At 47.2% G+C, this 20824-nt stretch carries 17 protein-coding genes and 1 tRNA gene; 9 read left to right on the plus strand and 9 right to left on the minus strand.

All coding sequences use genetic code 11. The annotated features are described in order from the left end of the window. Positions 1-16 precede the first annotated feature (16 nt). On the minus strand, positions 17-1414 hold the full coding sequence (locus HH196_RS03455; RefSeq protein WP_169450684.1) for a mannose-1-phosphate guanylyltransferase/mannose-6-phosphate isomerase: 1398 nt from the start codon (positions 1412-1414) through the stop codon (positions 17-19). Positions 1415-1571: 157 nt separating this feature from the next. On the opposite strand from HH196_RS03455, the gene HH196_RS03460 reads away from it, so the two are divergent. Further along, positions 1572-1952, plus strand: coding sequence for a diacylglycerol kinase (locus tag HH196_RS03460; protein WP_169450685.1), 381 nt, complete (start codon positions 1572-1574; stop codon positions 1950-1952). A gap of 73 nt (positions 1953-2025) precedes the next feature. Next, on the plus strand, positions 2026-3600 hold the full coding sequence (locus HH196_RS03465) for a bifunctional GNAT family N-acetyltransferase/carbon-nitrogen hydrolase family protein (RefSeq protein ID WP_169450686.1): 1575 nt from the start codon (positions 2026-2028) through the stop codon (positions 3598-3600). 175 nt (positions 3601-3775) lie between these two features. Here the strand turns inward: HH196_RS03465 and HH196_RS11625 are convergent, their stop codons facing one another. Further along, positions 3776-4912, minus strand: a complete 1137-nt coding sequence (locus tag HH196_RS11625; protein ID WP_169450687.1) for a HopJ type III effector protein — start codon at positions 4910-4912, stop codon at positions 3776-3778. A 53-nt stretch (positions 4913-4965) separates the two neighbouring features. On the opposite strand from HH196_RS11625, the gene thiB reads away from it, so the two are divergent. From thiB to HH196_RS03485, 3 genes are read left to right on the plus strand one after another with little or no spacing between them, the layout of a single operon-like run. Continuing rightward, on the plus strand, positions 4966-5967 hold the full coding sequence (gene thiB, locus HH196_RS03475; protein WP_169450688.1) for a thiamine ABC transporter substrate binding subunit: 1002 nt from the start codon (positions 4966-4968) through the stop codon (positions 5965-5967). Positions 5968-5997: 30 nt separating this feature from the next. Continuing rightward, a complete protein-coding gene (locus HH196_RS03480; RefSeq protein WP_169450689.1) occupies positions 5998-7539 on the plus strand; it encodes an ABC transporter permease subunit in 1542 nt (513 codons plus the stop codon). After that, positions 7532-8143 (plus strand): ATP-binding cassette domain-containing protein, encoded by a 612-nt coding sequence (locus HH196_RS03485; RefSeq protein ID WP_169450690.1) that lies wholly within the window; start codon positions 7532-7534, stop codon positions 8141-8143. Before HH196_RS03480 ends, HH196_RS03485 begins: the two co-directional genes overlap by 8 nt. A gap of 12 nt (positions 8144-8155) precedes the next feature. On the opposite strand, the gene HH196_RS03490 is transcribed toward HH196_RS03485, so the two are convergent. Continuing rightward, positions 8156-9139 carry a quinone oxidoreductase gene (locus tag HH196_RS03490; protein WP_169450691.1) on the minus strand — a complete coding sequence of 328 codons (984 nt, stop codon included), beginning with the start codon at positions 9137-9139 and terminating at the stop codon, positions 8156-8158. 22 nt (positions 9140-9161) lie between these two features. Beyond that, the gene (locus tag HH196_RS03495) at positions 9162-9923 is read right to left on the minus strand and encodes a DUF4198 domain-containing protein (protein WP_169450692.1); all 762 of its coding nucleotides are present in this window, start codon (positions 9921-9923) and stop codon (positions 9162-9164) included. 55 nt (positions 9924-9978) lie between these two features. Here HH196_RS03495 and HH196_RS03500 point away from each other — a divergent pair, with 55 nt between their 5' ends. Next, positions 9979-11121, plus strand: a complete 1143-nt coding sequence (locus HH196_RS03500) for a HupE/UreJ family protein (RefSeq protein WP_169450693.1) — start codon at positions 9979-9981, stop codon at positions 11119-11121. Positions 11122-11264: 143 nt separating this feature from the next. Here the strand turns inward: HH196_RS03500 and HH196_RS03505 are convergent, their stop codons facing one another. Continuing rightward, complete coding sequence (locus HH196_RS03505; protein WP_169450694.1) at positions 11265-12395, minus strand: aminotransferase class V-fold PLP-dependent enzyme; 1131 nt, start codon at positions 12393-12395, stop codon at positions 11265-11267. 193 nt (positions 12396-12588) lie between these two features. Between HH196_RS03505 and HH196_RS03510 the strand changes: the two genes are divergently transcribed. Beyond that, positions 12589-13476 (plus strand): DMT family transporter, encoded by an 888-nt coding sequence (locus HH196_RS03510; protein ID WP_169450695.1) that lies wholly within the window; start codon positions 12589-12591, stop codon positions 13474-13476. 71 nt (positions 13477-13547) lie between these two features. Continuing rightward, on the plus strand, positions 13548-15152 hold the full coding sequence (locus HH196_RS03515) for an ATP-binding protein (RefSeq protein WP_169450696.1): 1605 nt from the start codon (positions 13548-13550) through the stop codon (positions 15150-15152). A gap of 11 nt (positions 15153-15163) precedes the next feature. On the opposite strand, the gene HH196_RS03520 is transcribed toward HH196_RS03515, so the two are convergent. The 3 genes from HH196_RS03520 to HH196_RS03530 all read right to left on the minus strand — a co-directional run bounded on the left by HH196_RS03520 (position 15164) and on the right by HH196_RS03530 (position 18674). Beyond that, positions 15164-15985, minus strand: coding sequence for a phosphate/phosphite/phosphonate ABC transporter substrate-binding protein (locus HH196_RS03520; protein ID WP_169450697.1), 822 nt, complete (start codon positions 15983-15985; stop codon positions 15164-15166). Continuing rightward, positions 15982-17838: a response regulator gene (locus HH196_RS03525; RefSeq protein WP_169450698.1), complete on the minus strand. Its 1857-nt coding sequence runs from the start codon at positions 17836-17838 to the stop codon at positions 15982-15984. The genes HH196_RS03520 and HH196_RS03525 overlap by 4 nt, the downstream gene beginning before the upstream one ends. A gap of 748 nt (positions 17839-18586) precedes the next feature. Then, positions 18587-18674: transfer RNA gene (locus HH196_RS03530), tRNA-Ser, on the minus strand. A gap of 249 nt (positions 18675-18923) precedes the next feature. Here HH196_RS03530 and HH196_RS03535 point away from each other — a divergent pair. Further along, positions 18924-19901, plus strand: coding sequence for a calcium/sodium antiporter (locus tag HH196_RS03535; RefSeq protein ID WP_169450699.1), 978 nt, complete (start codon positions 18924-18926; stop codon positions 19899-19901). A 145-nt stretch (positions 19902-20046) separates the two neighbouring features. Here the strand turns inward: HH196_RS03535 and HH196_RS03540 are convergent, their stop codons facing one another. Then, entirely contained in the window at positions 20047-20760 is a 714-nt protein-coding gene (locus tag HH196_RS03540; RefSeq protein ID WP_169450700.1) for a YebC/PmpR family DNA-binding transcriptional regulator, read from the minus strand. Positions 20761-20824 lie beyond the last annotated feature (64 nt).

Raw genomic sequence — 20824 nt, forward strand, 5'->3', positions numbered from 1 at the left:
AACTGTGACAAATGCGTTAAGAGCGGCCGTAGAGGTCCTCAAAACGGACGATATCATCTTCACCTAGGTAGGAACCTGATTGAACTTCAATTAGCTCTAGAGCTATTTTGCCTGGATTCTCTAGGTAGTGTTTACAACCCACTGGCAGATATACCGACTCATTTTCAGTGAGCATCAGCACTTCATCATCACGACCCACTTTCGCTGTGCCAGATACAACAATCCAATGCTCAGCACGGTGGTGGTGCATCTGAACAGAGAGTTTAGCGCCTGGCTTCACGGTGATGCGTTTAACCTGGTAACGTTCGCCATTATCGATCGAGTCATATTTACCCCAAGGGCGGTAGACCTCACGATGCAGCTGGTACTCTGAACGCCCTTCAGCCTTAAGGCGCTCAACTATCTTCTTAACATCCTGTACCTGATCCTTAGCGGCTACCAGTACAGCATCTTTAGTCTCAACGACTACAATATCTTTAACGCCTACAGTAGCGACCAGCTTGCTGGTTGAGTGCACATAAGAGTCATGGGTGTTGTGAAGCATAGTATCGCCACGAACCGCGTTACCGTTTGAATCTTTATCAGTCACCTCCCAAAGTGATGACCAAGCACCCACATCGTTCCAACCAGCATCCAGTGGTACCACTACAGCAGAATCTGTCTTCTCCATCACCGCGTAGTCAATCGACTCATCTGGGCATTTAAGGAAGGCGGCTTCATAGATACGAACAAAGTCCATGTCCGGAGTAAGCGTCTCAAGCGATGCTGTACAAGCATCTAAAATATCTGGGCGGAATTTAGCCAGCTCTTCGATATAGCGAGAGGCTTTGAACAGAAACATACCGCTGTTCCAGTAGTACTCACCAGAATCCACATAAGTCTGAGCTGTCTCTAAGTTTGGCTTTTCAACAAACTCAGCAACTGCAAAGCCATCGCCCTGCTCTGCACCACGACGAATGTAACCGTAACCTGTCTCAGGACCTGTTGCGACAATGCCGAAGGTCACTAGGGAGCCAGCCTCCGCAAGAGATTTGGCTTTATTGATTTGAGCTTGGAACCCCTGTGGGTTAGCAATAACGTGATCTGCTGCAAGTACCAGTAGAAGCGGATCTTGGTCTGAGCTGATAGCCTGTAAAGCAGCAAGAGCAATCGCAGGGGCAGTATTACGGCCTACCGGCTCAAGCAGGATATTTGCTTTCGTGTTTAGGGCGCGCATCTGCTCGGCAACGATAAAGCGGTGCTCTTCGTTACAGATGATCATTGGCGACTCACCTGACAGTGACGCTACTCGATTGTAGGTCTCTTGCAGCATGGTATTTTTGCCAGCCAATGGCAGAAACTGTTTTGGGTATAGAGAGCGAGATAGCGGCCAAAGACGTGAACCAGAGCCACCGGCCATAATAACGATTTTCATAAACACTTTTATCCAAGCTTCAGATTAACAACTGTGCTGCAGTGCAAACTGTAACACTATTTATATGGAGTTCGTAGCAAGATGCATGCCAAAAACAATTCACCAAACCGTAAAGGAGAATGTGTATCATAAGCAGCAGAGTTAATGAGGCTTTACGATGAGTGATTACAAAATTAAAGAGAGTGGACTTGCACGCCTACTTCCCGCCTTTAAGTTCAGTGTGCAAGGCATTAAACGCGGCCTAAAAGATGAGTCAGCGTTTCGCTTGGAGTTATGGTTACTCCTCGCAGCCGTAATTCTTGCCCCCGTCGTTTCAAAGAGTCTATTTGAATGGTTGCTGTTGATAGCTGTAGTGGTACTGATCTTAATTGTTGAGTTGATCAATAGTGCTATTGAGGCTGTGGTTGATCGCATCGGGACAGAGTTTCATGACCTCTCAGGTGCTGCCAAAGATTATGGCTCAGCTGCGGTGCTCTTCTCATCACTACTTGCAGCGCTTACTTGGCTTACCGTTCTAGCGAAGCATCTCCTCTTTTAATTAACGATTTCCTGCAAAAGCTTATCTATCTGGGCTATCCTTGAGTTAAACGGTGACTCAAGGATAAAGCGCTATGAGCAACGACAATCAGCCTCAAGATTTGCAACTTAAGCTTAGAAACATCACTAAAGAGGATATCGATCAGCTTACCGAACTGATGGATCGCGTTTACGACGACCTCGGTGGCGCCTGGCCGAAAGAGTCTTTAGCACTTCTAATTAAGCAGTTTCCCGAAGGACAGATCGTCATTGAGGATCGCGGCAAAATAATCGCAGGCGCCCTCTCCGTTCGTTGTAGCTACAACCGCTTCACCCGTGCTCACACCTACGATGACCTGATCGGAAAACGCGAGACCTTTCAGCACGATAAACAGGGTGATGCACTTTACGGATTGGATCTATTTGTCCACCCAGATTACCGAGAATACCGTCTTGGCAGACGTTTATATGACGCTCGAAAAGAGATCTGTATCCAATTGAATTTACGATCTATTTTGGCTGGCGGTCGTATCATTAACTACTACAAGCATGCCGAAGAGTTAACCCCCAAGCAGTACATCGAATCGGTGCGTAAACGTGAAGCCTACGACCCCATTCTTAGCTTTCAATTCGCCAATGATTTCGAGGTTAAACGCATCCTGCGTAATTACCTGCCAGATGACCAACGCTCGAAAGGATTTGCTACCCTACTTGAGTGGATCAACATCGATTTCGAACCTGAAGAGGAGTACCTCTCTGCAGAGAACTTCCGTAAACGCTCAGTGCGCGTTTCGGTCGTACAGTGGCAGATGCGTCCGAACCAAACCTTTGAGGATTGGTTGACTCAGGTTGAGTACTTCGTCGACTCGATGGCCGATTACACAGCAGACTTTATCCTCTTCCCTGAATTCTTTAATGCACCGTTGATGGGATTAGGAAACCAAGAGAATCAGTATGAAGCTATTCGATTCCTGGCTGGCTTTGCCGACAAGACAATTGAAGCGATCTCCGGTTACGCTGTCGCCTACAACATCAACATCATTGCCGGCAGTATTCCGGAGATGGATGGCGACACGCTCTACAACAACGCCTACCTCTGTCGCCGAGACGGCAGTGTAGAGGTCCAGCCTAAGCTTCATATCACACCCCACGAACGCAGGGACTGGGTCATTGAAGGGGGTAATTCACTGCAAGCCTTCGATACTGACGCGGGCCGTGTGGGTATTTTGATCTGCTACGACGTTGAGTTCCCTGAGCTGGGGCGTCTACTGCGCGATGAAGAGATCGATATCCTCTTTGTACCCTTCTGGACCGATACTAAAAACGGCTTCCTGCGAGTACAGCGCTGCGCACAGGCCCGCGCCATCGAAAATGAGGTCTATGTGGTGATTGGCGGCAGCGTGGGTAACCTGCCACAGGTACAAAACGTTGATATCCAATATGCGCAGTCAGCGGTCTACTCACCTAGCGACTTCGCCTTTCCACATGATGCGATTATTGCAGAGAGTACGCCGAACACCGAGATGGCTTTGATTGCCGATCTTAATTTAGATCAACTCTATGAGGTACGTGATAAGGGGTCGGTAACCAATGGGAAGGATCGTCGATTGGATCTCTACTCACTGGTTTTGCGGAAAAAAGCGACGAATGCTTTAAAAGAGAGCGAATAATCGAATCGCTTCGCCTTGATGGCTAGCTTCTATTACGGTTAATTTCGCTTCGCCCTTAGGGCTAGCTCCTACGCCCATTAATTTTGTAGGAGCTAGCCCAGCGGGCGAAGCGATGAATAAACCAACCTTTAGGAGCTAGCTCGTAGAGCGAAGCGATAAAAATTCGGTAAAAAATCTATTTAGCCGTCAACACACCCTCAGGCAACTTAACCCCAGCCCAGCCACTCTCCATGAAGTTGCGAATATTGCCGTGATCGCTCCCCTCAGGATTACCTAGCACGTCATTGCGATAGTAAGCACCGAAACAGGCCAAGGTCTCTGCTTCTGATAGCCCCTGCAGCTTTGCAAAGGAGAGCAACTTAGCTGATCCCTGATTCTGCTCTGCACTGTTCTCTAGTGCACCATTTCTAAACGCTGAAGGCGTATGGGTGTAGTTCGCTTCAATAACTGCCATCACATCGGCAAACTCGACGCTCTCTGGGTTCGTTTTAATCTGATTTAGGAGTGCATCCATCTGCATATCAACTTCTACCTTATCTCTGTAGTGGTACCAAATTTGTTCTAACTGATCGATCATATCGATCGCTACGGCTAGCCAGTGCGCAAGTTTACCCTCATCCATCGCCTGAAGACGAGGAATCTGCTTAAACTCACTCAATGTAAAACCACAGTCGCGCGCAAGCACTGCATAGTCAAACCAAGGGTTGCCAAGACCTGCATACTCCCAATCGAGTATGGTTAACCTGTCTGAGTCACTCCAACAGAGATTACCCCTGTGAAGATCGTGATGAACAAGAGAGGCTTCAACCTCCGGGAGGCTTGCTAAGAGAGCAATGCAACTATCTATCGCTTGTTGCGAGCCGGTTTCCGGCAGTTTCGACCGGTATTTGGTGAAGATCTCATCATAATCAAACAATGGCGCGCCTGTTATAGACTGCATCTCAATGACAGCTTTAAGAAGCGCCAGCTTCTTTGATTCACATAGCTGCTCGTGACTCAGACTCCTGCCGGCATCCTCCATCACAACAACACCCAGATCCGGCAGGTTAACGCTTACTTGTGGTGACCAATCCAACGCTTCGATTAGCGACAAAACCACCTTTTCACGAGCAGGATCTACACCAGGAGCTCGGTGTGAATCCGGCTCGACGCGAATCACGTATTCACAGTCATCAATCACAGTCTTAAAGAGCAGATGGCGAGTCGCCCCCGCTTCGAATGCTCTGATTTGTGTAGATTCGGAAAATAAATTTGATATCAGCGCAATATAGCCACTTTCGCCAATGACAGGCTGTAACTGACTCAGTATCATCTCGTATTCGTCTATAGGCCTTAAATTAGGCACTACATTAAAGGAGTTTAGGAATGGATTCAGCTTTTCTTCGTCAATCTCTACTTTCTATTGCAATCGGCACAATTGCTTCACAGGCGATCGCAGCAGAAAAACCAACACTTACCGTATACACCTACGATAGTTTCGTCTCTGAATGGGGCCCGGGCCCACAGCTAAAAAGCGCATTCGAAGCGAACTGTGGCTGTGAATTGGAATTTGTAGCAGTCGAAGATGGTGTAAGCATCCTAAACCGCGCCCGCATTGAAGGAGAGAACACCAAAGCTGATGTTCTACTCGGCTTAGATAATGGCCTGATTGAAGAGACTGCGTCGCTTGGCCTTGTTCAACAGCACTCTGTCGATAACGCACAGCTTACAGCTGACCTAGGCTGGGATAACACGCAATTCCTACCCTTCGACTACGGCTACTTTGCATTCGTATATGACAGCAAAAAGGTTACAACGCCGGCTAAGTCGCTTGATGAACTGATCAAATCAGATGCTAAGGTTGTCTACCAAGATCCGCGCACATCAACGCCTGGTCAAGGACTGATGACCTGGCTAAACAAGGTGTATGGCGATAAAACCACCGATGCATGGACTCAATTGAACAGTCACACAGTGACTGTAACTAAGGGGTGGTGGGAAGCATACAGCCTATTCCTAGAGGGTGGTGCTGATTATGTACTGAGCTACACCACTTCTCCTGCCTACCACATCGTTGCAGAAGAGAACGACCAGTACAAAGCAGCCGAATTTAGTGAGGGACATGTTGCACAAGTAGAAGTTGCAGCAATCAGCAGCTACTCAGATCAAGTAGCGTTAGCCAATCAGTTCCTAGCTTTCCTAGTAAGCAAAGAGGCCCAAGCGATTCTTCCTGTTACAAACTGGATGCTACCGGTGATCGACGGTGTTGAACTTCCGGCTGCATTCTCAACGCTAGTAACACCAAAACAGATTACCGCTTCACCAAGCGAAATCGCTTCAGCTCGCGCATCGTGGATTCGTGACTGGCGCAACGCGACGGCTAACTAACCTGTGACGCTGCTACGCAACACCAGATCTATGCCAAGCTTGGCAGCTGGTGTTGCGTATTTTGTAACATTTGCAGTTACATTCACTGCATTCTGGGGTTTAACAAGTTATCAAGGTAGCGCATTAAGCATTGCACTCCTGCAGGATAACTACCTACAGCAGATTCTTAAGTTCACTCTATATCAGGCTTTAATAAGTACGCTACTGTCGCTACTGCTAGCCGTTCCCGTAGCTCGCGCACTGCATCGTGCATCTCCCTGGGGAAAGTCGCTATTTTTAAAACTTTCACTGCTGGCATTTGTGATGCCTTCACTGGTTTTAGTGAGCGGTATCGTCAATCTACTTGGACCGCAGAGTAATTTCAGCAAGGCGCTTGATGGTTGGAATCTATTTGGCCTCAGCGGTATTTTGATAGCGCACGTCTATCTCAATTTCCCCTTTGCTGTGCGAGTACTCTATGGGGCTTTTCAGGCGATACCCGAAAGCCGCGAGCAGCTCGCTGATCAGCTGAAACTTAGCACCTTGCAACGCATTCAACATATTGAACTCCCCGCCATAAGGGCGCAGCTCTGGACCCTTGCAGGGCTGATTGGCATTCTCTGTTTTAATAGCTTTGCTATAGTACTAACACTCGGTGGCGGGCCTAAAGCGACTACTCTTGAACTGGCTATCTATCAGGCCCTTAAATATGATTTCAATCTCTCTGAGGCGCTAACCCTTGCTTGGCTTCAATTCGCCATCGCTGGCTCTCTATTCCTTCTGCTGAGCTACAGCGCTAAGGTCAATTGGCTTGGGGCTGAGCGTGGGACACAATCACAGAGAACAGAGCGTGGTTCCATTAGATATCTGCAATTGGCTATCTATGTTGCAGCCTGGGTTTATCTACTTTTTCCAATTTTGGCGCTAGTCAGCAAAATTTCAGTCAATCTACTTATCAATTACCCCTACAGTTCGATGTTTAGGGCGCTTAGTGAAACGCTTATCATTGCTACTTCAGCCGCACTTCTCGCGCTTTTATTGTCGTTACTGTTACTGAATCCAATCCGTAAAGCAGCCATTCGCCAGCAGAAATTAACGGAGGCCATTTGGAGCTGGCTGGCTAGCCACTCCCTTGTCGCCCCAGCGATCGTGATCTCTACCGGCACCTACATATTGCTAATTAGCCAAGGCCTGTTAGAGGCTTTCAGCTATTTCTACCTCATAGTTCTCAATGCCATGGTGCTGCTGCCATTTTTATTGAATCAGTTAAAACCTCACCTGCTGCAATTTGATCTGCAGTACTACGCTTTGATAGAGAATTTGAAGCTGCCACTTTTTGAGCGTTTAAAGGTTACCGCCATTCATATTCACAAACCGCTGATTGCAACGGCAAGCTTTGCACTGTTGCTAGCCTTGGGGGATGTAGCCATATTTGCGATATTTGGCTCATACCAGCATCCAACCCTACCCTGGCTGATATACACCTTTGCTGGTACCTATCGACTGGCGGAAGCGGCACTCACTTCACTCATTCTGCTAGCGCTCTGTTTTGTACTTTTGCGCTTAATGGAGCACTATCAACGCCATGACTAAAGATATCGGCCTTAGCGTAACAAGCCTTGCAGTCGTCTACCCAGATTGGCGCTACACCTACAATCTAGAGATTGAGGCTGGGACACGGGTAGCACTTCTAGGTGAAAGTGGGATTGGCAAAACAACCCTATTACTGGCACTTGCTGGCTTTGCCCCTATCGAGTCCGGCCAGATCACTTGGCATAAAAAGGACATTACCCAGAGTCCGGCTAATCAGCGCCCTATCGCCATGTTATTTCAGGCGGATAACCTATTTGAACACCTCAGTGTGCGCAGCAATCTATTGCTAGGCCAATCACCAACGCTTGATCAACAAAGAGTTATCGACGGCGCTGCACGTCTAGGAATCGATAAACAACTGGATAAAATGCCGGCACAGCTATCAGGCGGACAACGTCAACGGGTGGCGATATTACGTACGATGCTACGCGATGAGCCACTGGTAATTTTAGATGAACCCTTCACAGGTTTAGATGAGACTACCAAGGAGCGCACCCTGGCTTGGATCGATGAGCAGTTAACTCAGGATAATAAGACCCTGCTGATGGTCACCCACCAGCAGACTGATGCAACCGGACTGAATGCCCGAATTGCATCGATTTAATGGGATTACTGTTTACGGAATCAGGATTGTCGAACCCGTAGTTTTACGTGACTCAAGATCCGTATGTGCTTTAGAGACATCAGCTAATGGATAGCGCTGATTTATTTCGATCTTAACCTGTCCAGAAGTGACCCGAGCGAATAGATCCTTAGCCATCTCCTCAAGCATTGGACGATCATGTACATAGGTCATTAACGTTGGACGAGTCACTTTAAGCGACCCTTTAGCAGCCAACATACCCACCTCAAATGCAGGCACAGCACCTGTCGCATTACCAAAGGTCACCATAGTACCGCGTGGAGCCAAACAGTCTAACGACCCCATAAAGGTATCTTTACCAATTGAGTCATAGACAACGTTAACACCATTACCGTTGGTCAATTCACGAGTTCTGGCAACAAAATCTTCAGATGTGTAGATGATGGTCTCATCACAGCCATAGGATTTAGCAAGCTCCGCTTTCTCTGCACTACCAACCGTACCAATAACACGAGCTCCTAGGGCTTTTAACCACTGCACAGCAATAAGGCCAACACCACCAGCAGCAGCATGGAGAAGCACCGTATCACCTGCTTTCACAGTGTAACTGTCATTCAGAAGATACTGCACGGTTAGGCCCTGGAGCATCATGGCAGCCCCTTGCTCAAAGCTGATACTGTCCGGCAACACAACCAGAGTATCTTGTGGCATAACGCGTTTTACCGCGTAGGCGCCGATCGGCTGACCTGCATAGGCAACACGGTCACCCACTTTTACATAGGTCACATCACTGCCAATCGCCTCAACAACACCAGCTCCCTCCATACCGAGTTTGCCTGGCATCTCTTGTGGGTATAGGCCCGTTCTAAAATAGACATCGATGTAGTTAAGACCAACTGCTTCATGGCGAACCAATACATCGTTAGCACCTAGGGCGGGTAACTCAACGTCCACCAGTTTCATCTCTTCGGGGTCACCGTTTTGCTGTATGCGAATCGCTTTAGTTATTTCACCCATTGCTTAACTCCATTTATCTCTATTATTCACACTCGTATGTAAACGAGGCCCAATCACTGTACCAATCTCGTCCCTCACCACGAGGAGATTCGCTCCCCTTGGCAATGCGGACAGTATTCATCAAAAACGCGCCCTCAATAGCGTCAAAGGTCACTAGGCCTTCACTATTAGTGCGTAACTCATCACTCTCTTTAGAATCTTTACGGAAGCGTCTCACTAGCAGCCCTTCCACAGGTTCACCCTGCCACAGTACCTTAAAGCTTGGTTGGCTCGCACACTGGGTGATTCCACGTTGCGGGATAATCTCTAGGCGTTGCCCCATCGGTTCTGAAAGCCAATTAGGTTCTGCGGCCCCTGCAGTTCCTGCAAGGGTTTTAGCGTGGCGATAGTAAGTCTCAGTCGCCCCATCCATACTGGTGCCTGTTGTTTTGTACCAACTAAGCGCGGACTCTAAACCCTCGGCACGCAGATAGGTCACAAACTTTACCGTATCATCAAATTTAATATGGAACGCTGTGCTCTCATAGCCAACCATTCGATAACCAGAAGCGTCCAAGCTGTACCGCAGCGCTGGTTTATCACCAGTCATCGCTTTAATAGGAACCAAACCCCTCTCATCTAACGTATGGTAACTGACGGCTTCATGTTCCAAGTAGGGGTAACTGCGGCCATTAAAAAGCTGGCCAATCTTAATATGCACATCAATGCTGTTATCCGGCGCTGTGATGAAAGGGTCGGACTCCAGCCAAAATTCATGAGCGCTGGCATTTAAGCTGAAACTCATTAGTATCAGTGCTGTTGGTAAAATTCTTTTCAATTCAACTGCCTTGGAATTATCGATGAACACTAAAATCTATCTTCAAACTATCTACCGACTGTTTTTACTGATCGTTTTCACGACTCTTTCAGTCAATGTAACAGCTCATGAAGTTACACCAACCATCATTGAGATTGAAGCGGTTTCAAGTCATCAGATAACACTCAAGATCGATACCAACCTCGAAGCACTGATGACAGAAATAGGCGCGGATCATACAAATACTGATGATGCGCCCCAAGCTGAAGAATATAACGCATTACGCTCGCTTACGGATCAGCAGCTTGCTGAAAAAGCTACGCCATTTATTAACGCATTTATCGAAAAAATCACGCTTTTAGGCGAAGGAGATCAACGGGTATCGCTTTCACCTTCACAGGTTGATCTCTCCATCAAACCACAATCAGACTTAGAAATAGCTCGTGAGTCACTCATTAGTTACACACTAGATACCGACGTTGAGCTTGCAACACCACTCACCTTTAGCTGGCCTTCACAATTTGGCGACAGCGTTGTGCGTGTTATCCATAAGGGGGAAGCTGCCGGGGCGCTATGGGTAAAAGCAGGAACAAGTTCCGATCCATTTGAGTTAAACGCAGTAACGCTTAAACAGAGTCTGTTTGACTATGTAGTGATCGGATTCGAACACATCTTGCCCCTTGGGCTTGATCATATTCTTTTTGTACTGGGCATCTATCTGCTAAGCCAGCGATTAAAAGATCTGTTGTGGCAGGTGACGGCCTTCACAGCAGCCCACACCCTCACTTTGGGACTAGCCATTTTGGGATACGTAAGCGTCTCACCATCAATCGTTGAGCCGCTTATTGCCCTCTCTATCTGCTATGTGGCGATAGAGAACCTCTTCCATAAACAGATATCGACATCACGCGTGGTATTGGTGTTTGCCTTTGGCCTCTTACATGGCCTTGGATTTGCCGGCGTATTGAGTGAAATAGGACTCAATCAAGATGCATTTATCCCAAGCTTGATCGCCTTCAACGTGGGTGTAGAGCTAGGACAGCTAGCAGTAATCACCCTAGCTTACATCCTTGCAGGATACTGGTTTGGGGAGAAGCCTTACTGGAATAAGCTAATTCGAGTACCGGTTAGTCTGTTGATAGCACTTACCGGTGCGTTTTGGGTAGTTGAGCGGGTGTTTTATTAAGGTATTGCGGTGGTAATTAGATCGCTTCGCCCTGCGGGCTAGCTCCTACGGCCCTGGAGCAATTGTAGGAACTAGCCCGGAGGGAGAAGCGAAAAATCGAATAAGCAGCTAGCCCATAGGGCGAAGCGATAGGTAAATATTCCTTACAACCCCGCCTTATCTAAAGCATCTTTTAAGTAGTCGATTGTACGATCTACATTCATCAGCTTATCGATACCAAAAAGGCCGATACGGAAAGTACGGAAGCCAGCCGGCTCATCACACATGAGTGGTACACCAGCAGCGATCTGGAAGCCCGCCTGAGCAAACTTAGAGCCGTTTTGGATTTCAGCATCCAGTGTGTGGCTAACCACTACACCAGGTGCACCGAAGCCATCAGCTGCAAGACTCTTGATACCGCGTGAAGCCAAGAGCGCACGTGCTTCAGAGCCTAAACGGGCTTGTGCCTCTTTCAGCTTAGCAAAGCCATACTGTTCAGCTTCCGCCATTACATCACGAAGTTGACGTAGACCATCAGTCGGCATTGTTGCGTGGTAGGCATGGCCGCCGTTTTCATAGGCTTCCATAATCTGAGTCCACTTTTTCAGATCGCATGCAAAACTGTTACTTGAGCTCGCTTCAGCCACTTCACGAGCTTTGGCACTCATCATAACGAGACCTGCACAAGGTGAACCACTCCACCCCTTTTGCGGTGCACTACAGATAACATCAACACCTAGCGCCTTCATATCAACCCAGATGGTGCCAGAGGCGATACAGTCCAGGACAAACAGAGCTCCGACTTGATGTGCAGCATCAGCGATCGCTTTGATGTAATCATCCGGCAAAATCATGCCCGCAGAGGTCTCTACATGAGGCGCAAAGACAACATCTGGCTTCTCATTCAGAATGGTCTCAACAGCCTGTGCAATTGGGAATGGTGCAAGTTGGGCGTCGGCCTCTGTGCTATCAAACTGCGCTTTCAGCACAAGCTCTTCACGTGGAAGCTCCGCCATCTCAAAAATTTGAGTCCAACGGTAGCTAAACCAGCCATTACGGATAACTAGCGCCTTTTTGCCCTTAGCAAACTGACGCGCAACTGCCTCCATACCAAAGGTGCCGCTGCCCGGAACAATGGCAACAGAATCAGCGTTGTAGACAGACTTTAACTGTGCTGAGAGATCGCGCATTACGTGCTGGAATGCATTCGACATATGGTTCAGCGAACGGTCGGTATAAACAACTGAGAATTCGAGTAGTCCATCTGGATCTACATTGGCAAGTAAACCTGACACAGGCGGCTCCTTAAAAAAGACTTAAATATTAGCCACATAATGCGAAACAGAGGCGCTATTGGCAAGCTTTTAACCCTAAAGAATCCTTTATCTGGTTAAAGCAACTTCTTAACCTACTGAAGTTGATGTAATGTGCCTAGGTATCCTATCTACTTGGTAGCAGGTTCTTTAAATTTCTTATGTGAGCACACCTATGCCAACAGCGCAGTTAGTAAATCTCTTTATACTCTCCATCTTATGGGGCGGCTCTTTTCTATTTATCGGAGTTGCGGTAAAAGAGTTAGCACCTCTACTACTTGTATTTCTTCGTGTCGCGATTGCTGCAGTGGCAATGCTTATCGTATTGAAACTGGTAAAAGTTAAATTACCTACCACAATCATTGAATGGCGAAATTATGCAGTTATGGGGCTTATCAATAATGTCATCCCCTTTACGCTTATCTTCTATGCACAGACACATATCAGCGTCTCCCTAGCCTCTATCATCAACGCGATGACGCCGGTCTGTACATTCATAGTCCTTGCCCTCTTTGGTGAGGAGCTGCTTAAGCCCAATAAGATACTGGGCAGTCTAATGGGGTTAGCGGGAGTGGCAATTCTAAGTGGACTTCTTCAGCTATCACTGGATGTGAGTCTACTTGGCGTATTAATGAGCTTTGGCGCAACCGTCTCCTACGGTTTCTCCGGCCTTTGGGCAAAAAGACATCTTGCTGGCCGCAACTCTATTCAATCTGCCACCTGCCAGATGATCTCATCAACAGGATTGATGTTGATACTGATGCCACTATTGGGTGTTAGCCTACCTAGTGCCTTACCCTCTAACGAAGTGATCTGGGCGGTGCTTACTCTGGCACTTGCCTCTACGGCACTCGCTTACATTCTCTTTTTCGAGCTTATCAGCAAGGCGGGCACCTCCAATGCAATGCTAGTCACACTATTGGTACCTGTTTCAGGCTCTGTATTAGGGCACCTAGTGATGGGCGATCAGCTTCATCTTATTCAGCTTGTTGGTGCACTCATGATTGGTCTTGGGCTGCTTATCATCGACGGTCGAATTTTTAAGCGAAAAATAGCGAATTAATTACCATCTAACGTTGTTAAACGAGGACTTTCTCCTATACTGAATTGAACTCTTCAACCAGGGCTAGCTCGGTGATTCGAAATTCAATCAGAACCAAAACTGTGATTGGTATCGCCCTTATCGAGGCGGTGCTGCTTATCGCACTGATTCTGTTGATGCTTGGCTTTATTAAAGAGACCAACTTCAAAGCGCTGGAGACTCGCGCAGAGTCAACGGCCCATCTCTTTGCAACCACTGTAAAGGATTCATTCCTTAGTTATGATCTAGCCACACTTGAGACATTTGTTGCTGAAGTTATGCGCAACGATGATCTTGTCTATGCGCGTGTTATCACCAAAGATGGTCAGATACTCGCCGACTCAAAAACCCAAATACCGGGTGAGCTAGATCGCAGCGTCGAGAGTGTTAAAGATGGCATCTACGATACCCGCGCAGTCATTTCAGAGGGTGGTAAAACCTATGGCTGGGTTGAGGTAGGATTCAGCATCAATCCTATACTTACTGTGATTGCCAATGCCCAACAGTGGAGTATCACCATTGCGTCTCTTGAGATGATCCTGGTTGCCCTATTCTCTCTAGCCCTAGGCCGATATCTCACCAATAAACTCTTAACGCTTCGTGAAGCTGCCAACCAAGTGAGTCGAGGTGAACTAACCACCCAAATCAACGTTAAAGGACGAGACGAAGTTGACGAGGTAGCAACCGCGTTCAACCAGATGACCGATCACCTATTATCATCTCGTGCCCAAGAGAAGAAGTTGCAGTTAGAGCTGCTTAAACTCAATGAGAGTCTTGAGCAGAAAGTTAAAGAGCGTACCCATCAGCTTCAACAGAAGAACACACTGCTTGAAAATGCCAACCGAGAGATTCAACTTGCCCAACAGAAACTCCTCTCAGCAGAGAAACACGCCACAGTCGGCGTATTAGCCGCAGGTATAGCGCATGAGGTGAATAACCCACTTTCAGTCGTTCGCTCCAACATTGGCACAATCAATACCTACATCAAACTCCTTGCTGAGGCGCTAGAGGCCATAAAATCTAAAGCTGATCAGGGCGAGAATGTCTCTTCCGATGAGTTGGCGGCACTCATTGCAAAATCTGATCTTAGCTACATTCAAGATGATTACCCTGAACTGATTAAAGATACCGCCACCGGTGTTACTCGTGTTCGAGATATTATTGAACAGTTACGCGCATTTGAAACCTCCGCTGAGGCAGCGTCAAGTTCGCAATGTGATTTGCAACGCGCATTGCAAAATGCAACCAATCGTATTCCTACCGAACTTAGCCAAGGCGTGGAATACTCACTCTCTGATGACGCACCGCTAAAGCTGCCCTGTCGTGAAGAGTTTGTAACCGAGGTGATAGCAGCAGTCTTGATGAATAGCTACCAAGCAGTTCGCAACGTCACTAAGCCTTTCATCTCCGTTTCGCTAGAGAAGAGCGGCAAAGATCTAGCTATTCAGATTTGTGATAACGGTGAAGGGATTGAAGCAGCGATTCTTAACAAGGTATTTGACCCCTTCTTCACTACTCGCGATATTGGCGCAGGTATGGGGTTGGGACTCTATAAGGCGCGTGCTCTTATCACGGCAATGCAGGGCTCGATTGAGCTAGAGAACAGAAAAGAAAAGGGAGTTTGTGTCACCATCAAACTCCCTCTCACTATTAACTAGTTGGCCTATCTCTATTTCAATAGAGAGTCCAACAGATGCAGATTCAACGAACGTACATCATCCCAATCACTATCATTTGCCGCGGTAAGTGAACCCATTGATAACGATTGTAAAAGCGCCTGCCCTTTAGGGTCTCTGTTCATTGTAAGAAACGCCTCAGTGATCTTAGTACGCGCCTCTTCCGATACACGCGGATGAGCTGCTACCGCATGTGGCGTATAGACTTCAGTTTTCCAAAGCACTCGAAGTTGCTCTTTGATTTCAGGTTTAGTATTTGCAAGGGTACGACCTATACCGCCACCGGCTTTAAAAAACTCCCCCGCTACACTTAGATATACAGAGTCGTGCGAACTGACGTATACAGGCTCGATATTAATCCCTTTTTTAGCAAGTTCACCCTGCGGCAGCAGCGTTGCAGCGAATGCAGCAGGTGAAGGAAACGCAATGCGCTCACCCTGTAGTTCATTGAGTGATTGGATAGGACTATCTTTGCGCACCACAACTATACCCTGAATCCCTTTATCATCACGACGCACCATCGAACGGTATCCGCGGTGCTCATTGAAAAAAGTAAAGTGGTAGGGGTTCATGTAGGCAATATCATACTCACCGTCAAGTACACGCTTTTCAAAGGTAGGGATATCCGGTGCTGTAGCAAAACTTAGTTCAACACCGCTCTTAGTAGAGAGGTATGAGAGTATCGGAGTCCATAGAGCAGCCAGTTTAGTTGCTGATTGCTGCGGCACTATACCGAAGGTTAAATGTTCCGCTTGCACACTCATTGTGGCTGTGAGTCCTAGCGCACAAAGCGTGCCCTTTATTGTTAATTTCATATATCCCCCGTTGCTGCTTTATTTGAAAACTCAGTAAGTGCTTTATTCAGCTCTTCTAAATTGAGTGGTTTGCTAAGTGCAGCATCTACACCGTACTCTATTAGATCTTCTCGCTCCTGTCCCACAGTAGCGGCTGTAACGCCAATAATGGGACCGCTGAACCCGTTTGAACGTAGCGCTTGTGCAAGCTCACAACCGTTCATGTTCGGCATCATAAAATCAGTTAAGACTAAGTCGTAACTTGTTGTATTGAAATAGTTAATCGCTTCAATTCCATCAGCAGCCACATCGACAGTCGCCTCTCTTTTTTGTAGTACAGATTTAGTAAGCAGCTGTAGCGTTGGGTTATCCTCCGCTACCAGAACTCTCAATCCTTTGAGCGGATTACCCATCTCAGTTGATTGAGCCTCACTCACTGTCGAGATCAATTCGATTCTACAGCGAATAACGAAGCGGCCACCCGATACGCCATCAAGACGAGACTCTGAGGTTAGGGAGCCACCACAATGCTCAATCAGTTGGCGTGAAACACTTAAACCGATGCCTGTCCCATCATTTTTAGAAAGGCCACGTTTAAATGGGGCAAACATAGATTCGCGTTGCGCTACCGGTATCCCAACCCCATCATCGACAACCTCAATGCATAGATCGGCTTTATTGTCGCCGCAAGGATCGAGCGAGAGTGAAACTTCAATGTGCTCTCCATCACTGTGTAGAATCGCGTTTTTAATGAGATTGGTCAGGGATTGTCTTAACCCCTTCAATGGAAGTCGTGTATTAGAATTTACGGGGCAGTCACTCTTATATGTGAGCTCAATTCCCGCCTCAGCTGCCATAGAGACAAACGGTGTCACAATCAATTTAAACTGCTGCTCTAAATCGACGGTTACCATCTCAGATTCGCGCCTACCCCCAATTCGCGCAACCAAGCTCATATCTTCCACCAGGGAGAGTGTATGGTTCACCTGCTCTGATATTTGTTTGATATCCGCTTTGCTGCCCTGCTGATCAATCATCATCTTTATAACAGCCAAAGGGGTACGTATCTCATGGCCTATAATTGCGAACACCTCAGATTCCCTCGCCAATGTCTCTTCAGCTAACGATTTTGCATGGCTTAGCTCCTTGGTACGGTGCTCGACTTCGCTCTCAAGACTATGTTTTGCACTCAATAGCATATTCTGCGCATTGAGCAGCGAGAGACGCATCCATTCGAATGCTCTGGCCACTCTGTCTACTTCATCATTACCAACCACATCAATCGTTTTAGTAAGATCTCCATCAGCAATGCGTGTAGCGCTCTCCTTTAGCAGATCCAATTTACGCGTTAAATAATGACCAAGAAGCAATGAAAAAAGCGCTACTAGAAGAAGCTCAATGACAGCAACCCCAATACCCCACTGTTCTGCAGTTTTAATTACAGCCAATACAGGGCCTACTTCAAAACCGATTTTGACCGTAGCAAAGGGACTGCCATTGAATGCGATCACTTCGGCAGCATCAAATATGGACCCTTGCATGGTTTCAACAGTGAGATCGAGTGGTGATGGTTCGTGATTGCCAGCACTGACCAGCGTACGATTTTTAGCATCAACAATATGTACATAGGCAATGGCTTCGCTCTTTAACAGCTCATCAGCCGAACTTTCCAATGTAGCCAAATCAAAACTCATGACCGAATCTGTCACCATTTGCGCAAACAGCTGTGTGGTCGTTTTAGCCCGTAACTCAAGTGCTTCATAGTTGGTAGATTTGATAAAACCATTCATCAAAACCAACAACAGCCCAAGCATCAGTATTTCAATGAAGCCCACACCCAGAATCGTCTTTGCACGTATAGAGAGATTTTTCATTACAACCAAATAGATAAAGTTAAAATCAATTTGATATAAGCAAGTATCGTGCCAGTTTTGTTGTTATTTAAGGTCGGGTAGGAGCGCATTCGCCGTAGGCGAAGCCGCGATTAAATTCTATATATCCAAAAAGCAAAAAGCCCCGCTTAAGCGAGGCTATTTGATTATGGCAGTTGGTGAGGGATAGACTATTTTCAGCCTGTGCTGAAAATCCCCTTCGGGGCCAGCCTAAAGGCTGTTCAAAATTGTTCCATACGTTTAGTACTCGGGCTATCCATACCCTCGCCCCTGCGGGGCCAGCCTAAAGGCTGTTCAAAATTGTTCCAGACAATTTTGTCGAACCCTCTTATCGGGTTCTCATAACTACTTCTAATAAGCAAAAAGCCCCGCTAATGCGGGGCTATTTACTTATTGGCGGTTGAGGAGGGATAGACTATTTTCAGCCTGTGCTGAAAATCCCCTTCGGAGCCAGCCTAAAGGCTGTTCAAAATTGTTCCATACAATTTTGTCGAACCCTCTTATCGGGTTCTCATAACTACTTCTGATAAGCAAAAAGCCCCGCTAATGCGGGGCTATTTACTTATTGGCGGTTGAGGAGGGATAGACTATTTTCAGCCTGTGCTGAAAATCCCCTTCGGGCGCCTTCGGCGGTCCAAAACACTCTGTGTTTTGTCGAACCCTCTTATCGGGTTCTCATAACTACTTCTAATAAGCAAAAAGCCCCGCTAATGCGGGGCTATTTACTTATTGGCGGTTGAGGAGGGATTCGAACCCTCGATACGTTGCCGTATACACACTTTCCAGGCGTGCTCCTTCGACCACTCGGACACTCAACCTAATTCAAAATTTACAAACACTTTCCAGGCGTGCTCGTTATTCGGGCTATCCTTGCCCTCACCCCTTCGGGGCCAGCCCTACGGCTGTTCAAAATTGTTTCAGACAATTTTGTTGACCACTCGGACACTCAACCTAAATCGGTATAAGAAGCGGCGCAGTTTACCAGAGAGTTTTCAAAGCACAAGCTGTATGGGGATTTGATTTACGGTATCATATTGGCAGCAATTTTTGATATTAAGGATCAATCCATGCTTCTGCCTATTTTGGCTGTTATTGTTGGTTTAGTGCTTCTCGTATGGAGTGCAGATCGGTTTGTGGATGGTGCTGCGGCCACAGCAAAGCACATGGGTATGCCGACGCTTTTGATAGGCATGGTGATTATTGGGTTTGGTACCTCGGCTCCAGAGCTTGTTGTATCAGGTTTGGCGGCTTCTCAGGGTAACCCAGGTCTCGCTATCGGTAATGGCTTTGGTTCAAACATCACTAACATCGCTTTGATTCTTGGTATTACTGCCCTATTAAGCCCAGTCAGTGTTAAGTCACAAATCCTTAAAACCGAACTGCCGCTGCTCGCTTTTGCGACACTTCTCGTTGGTGCACTGATTTATGATCTAAATATAAGCCGACTTGATGCCATCATCATGCTGGTTGTCTTTGCATTTATTATGGGATGGTCTATTTTCAACGGCATGCGCTCAAAGAACGATGCTCTTGAGGGTGACTTCGCTAATGAGTTTGCTGATGACGACTATCTGCCATTAAATCGCGCGCTATTCTGGCTTGTCGCGGGTCTAGTAATGTTGATTGCAAGCTCGCGCATCCTTGTCTGGGGTGCTGTGGATATCGCTATGGCGTTGGGCGTGAGTGATCTGATTATCGGTCTAACCATTGTTGCCATTGGTACCTCTCTACCAGAACTCGCCTCATCGATTATCGCTGTTAAGAAAAATGAGCATGACCTAGCAATAGGCAACGTTATTGGCTCGAACCTATTCAACACCTTAGCTGTTGTAGGTATAGCGGGCACTATCCAGCCTCTAGCATTAGAACCAGAAGCCCTCTACCGTGACTGGACAGTGATGGGCATGTTGACCCTATCACTATTCATCCTAGGCTTTGGTGTCCTGGGACGTCGTCGAATCAACCGATTTGAAGGCGGACTTCTTGTGGCTTCATATGCTGGTTACTCGGGTTACCTGCTCTACACCCTTTCAGCTGCGTTCTAACCTATATTGATCGCTTCGCCCTTCGGGCTAGCTCCTACGGGGATTTTTTATCGCGTCGCTCTACGAGCTAGCCCCTAGGGCGAAGCGAAAATCAACGCGCAACAAAAAAGGCACCCTAGGGTGCCTTTCTCAAATCAACGTGAAATTACATCTCTACGTTGTGGTAGACGTGCTGTACGTCGTCAAGCTCATCAAGGATGCTCATGAACTTTTCGAACAGGACTTTGTCTTCATCGCTGATCTGAGTGTATGAGTTTGGAATCCATTGAATCTCTTCAATCTCAAAATCAGTGATACCCATAGCATTGAGCGCGGTCTTAGTTTTGAAGTAGTCCGTTGGTGCTGCGAAGACTGTTAGCATGCCATCTTCATCTTCGATATCAGAGACATCGACATCCGCTTCCATCAACGCCTCTAGAACAGCCTCTTCATCATCAAACTTGAACATGAAGACTGCAGCGTGCTCGAACATGTGAGCAACAGAGCCCTGGGTACCGATCTTACATTTAGTTTTGGTAAACGCGACACGCACATCACCAAAGGTACGGTTAGGGTTGTCGGTTAGACACTCAATGATCGCCATAGAACCGCCAGGACCGTAGCCTTCATAGCGTGCCGGAGTAAAGTCTTCACCTGCACCGCCCTTCGCTTTGTCGATAGCTTTATCGATAACGTGACCAGGTACCTGCTCCTTCTTCGCTTTATCCATTAATGAGCGAAGAGCAAGGTTGCCATCTGGGTCGGTACCACCCGATTTAGCCACCATATAAATTTCACGAGAGTAACGGCTGTACAACTTCGCGTTCATGTCGGAAGTTTTTGCCATTGAATCCTTACGGTTCTGATACGCACGACCCATGGGGATGTAGCTCCAATCTAATAAAACAAAGGCAGAATTCTAATCCCTTGGGCCGGCCAGGAGA

It is taken from the genome of Marinobacterium sp. LSUCC0821 (assembly GCF_012848475.1).
Taxonomy (GTDB): Bacteria; Pseudomonadota; Gammaproteobacteria; order Pseudomonadales; family Balneatricaceae; genus Marinobacterium_E.

Coding starts and splice junctions, on each gene's coding strand:
- HH196_RS03510 (WP_169450695.1), top strand. CDS start 12,589: ATGCCAACAGCGCAGTTAGTAAATCTCTTTATACTCTCCATCTTATGG.
- HH196_RS03465 (WP_169450686.1), top strand. CDS start 2,026: ATGAGCAACGACAATCAGCCTCAAGATTTGCAACTTAAGCTTAGAAAC.
- HH196_RS03535 (WP_169450699.1), top strand. CDS start 18,924: ATGCTTCTGCCTATTTTGGCTGTTATTGTTGGTTTAGTGCTTCTCGTA.
- HH196_RS03500 (WP_169450693.1), top strand. CDS start 9,979: ATGAACACTAAAATCTATCTTCAAACTATCTACCGACTGTTTTTACTG.
- HH196_RS03495 (WP_169450692.1), bottom strand. CDS start 9,923: ATGAGTTTCAGCTTAAATGCCAGCGCTCATGAATTTTGGCTGGAGTCC.
- HH196_RS03525 (WP_169450698.1), bottom strand. CDS start 17,838: ATGAAAAATCTCTCTATACGTGCAAAGACGATTCTGGGTGTGGGCTTC.
- HH196_RS03520 (WP_169450697.1), bottom strand. CDS start 15,985: ATGAAATTAACAATAAAGGGCACGCTTTGTGCGCTAGGACTCACAGCC.
- HH196_RS03490 (WP_169450691.1), bottom strand. CDS start 9,139: ATGGGTGAAATAACTAAAGCGATTCGCATACAGCAAAACGGTGACCCC.
- HH196_RS03455 (WP_169450684.1), bottom strand. CDS start 1,414: ATGAAAATCGTTATTATGGCCGGTGGCTCTGGTTCACGTCTTTGGCCG.
- HH196_RS03485 (WP_169450690.1), top strand. CDS start 7,532: ATGACTAAAGATATCGGCCTTAGCGTAACAAGCCTTGCAGTCGTCTAC.
- HH196_RS03540 (WP_169450700.1), bottom strand. CDS start 20,760: ATGGGTCGTGCGTATCAGAACCGTAAGGATTCAATGGCAAAAACTTCC.
- thiB (WP_169450688.1), top strand. CDS start 4,966: ATGGATTCAGCTTTTCTTCGTCAATCTCTACTTTCTATTGCAATCGGC.
- HH196_RS03480 (WP_169450689.1), top strand. CDS start 5,998: ATGCCAAGCTTGGCAGCTGGTGTTGCGTATTTTGTAACATTTGCAGTT.
- HH196_RS11625 (WP_169450687.1), bottom strand. CDS start 4,912: ATGATACTGAGTCAGTTACAGCCTGTCATTGGCGAAAGTGGCTATATT.
- HH196_RS03460 (WP_169450685.1), top strand. CDS start 1,572: ATGAGTGATTACAAAATTAAAGAGAGTGGACTTGCACGCCTACTTCCC.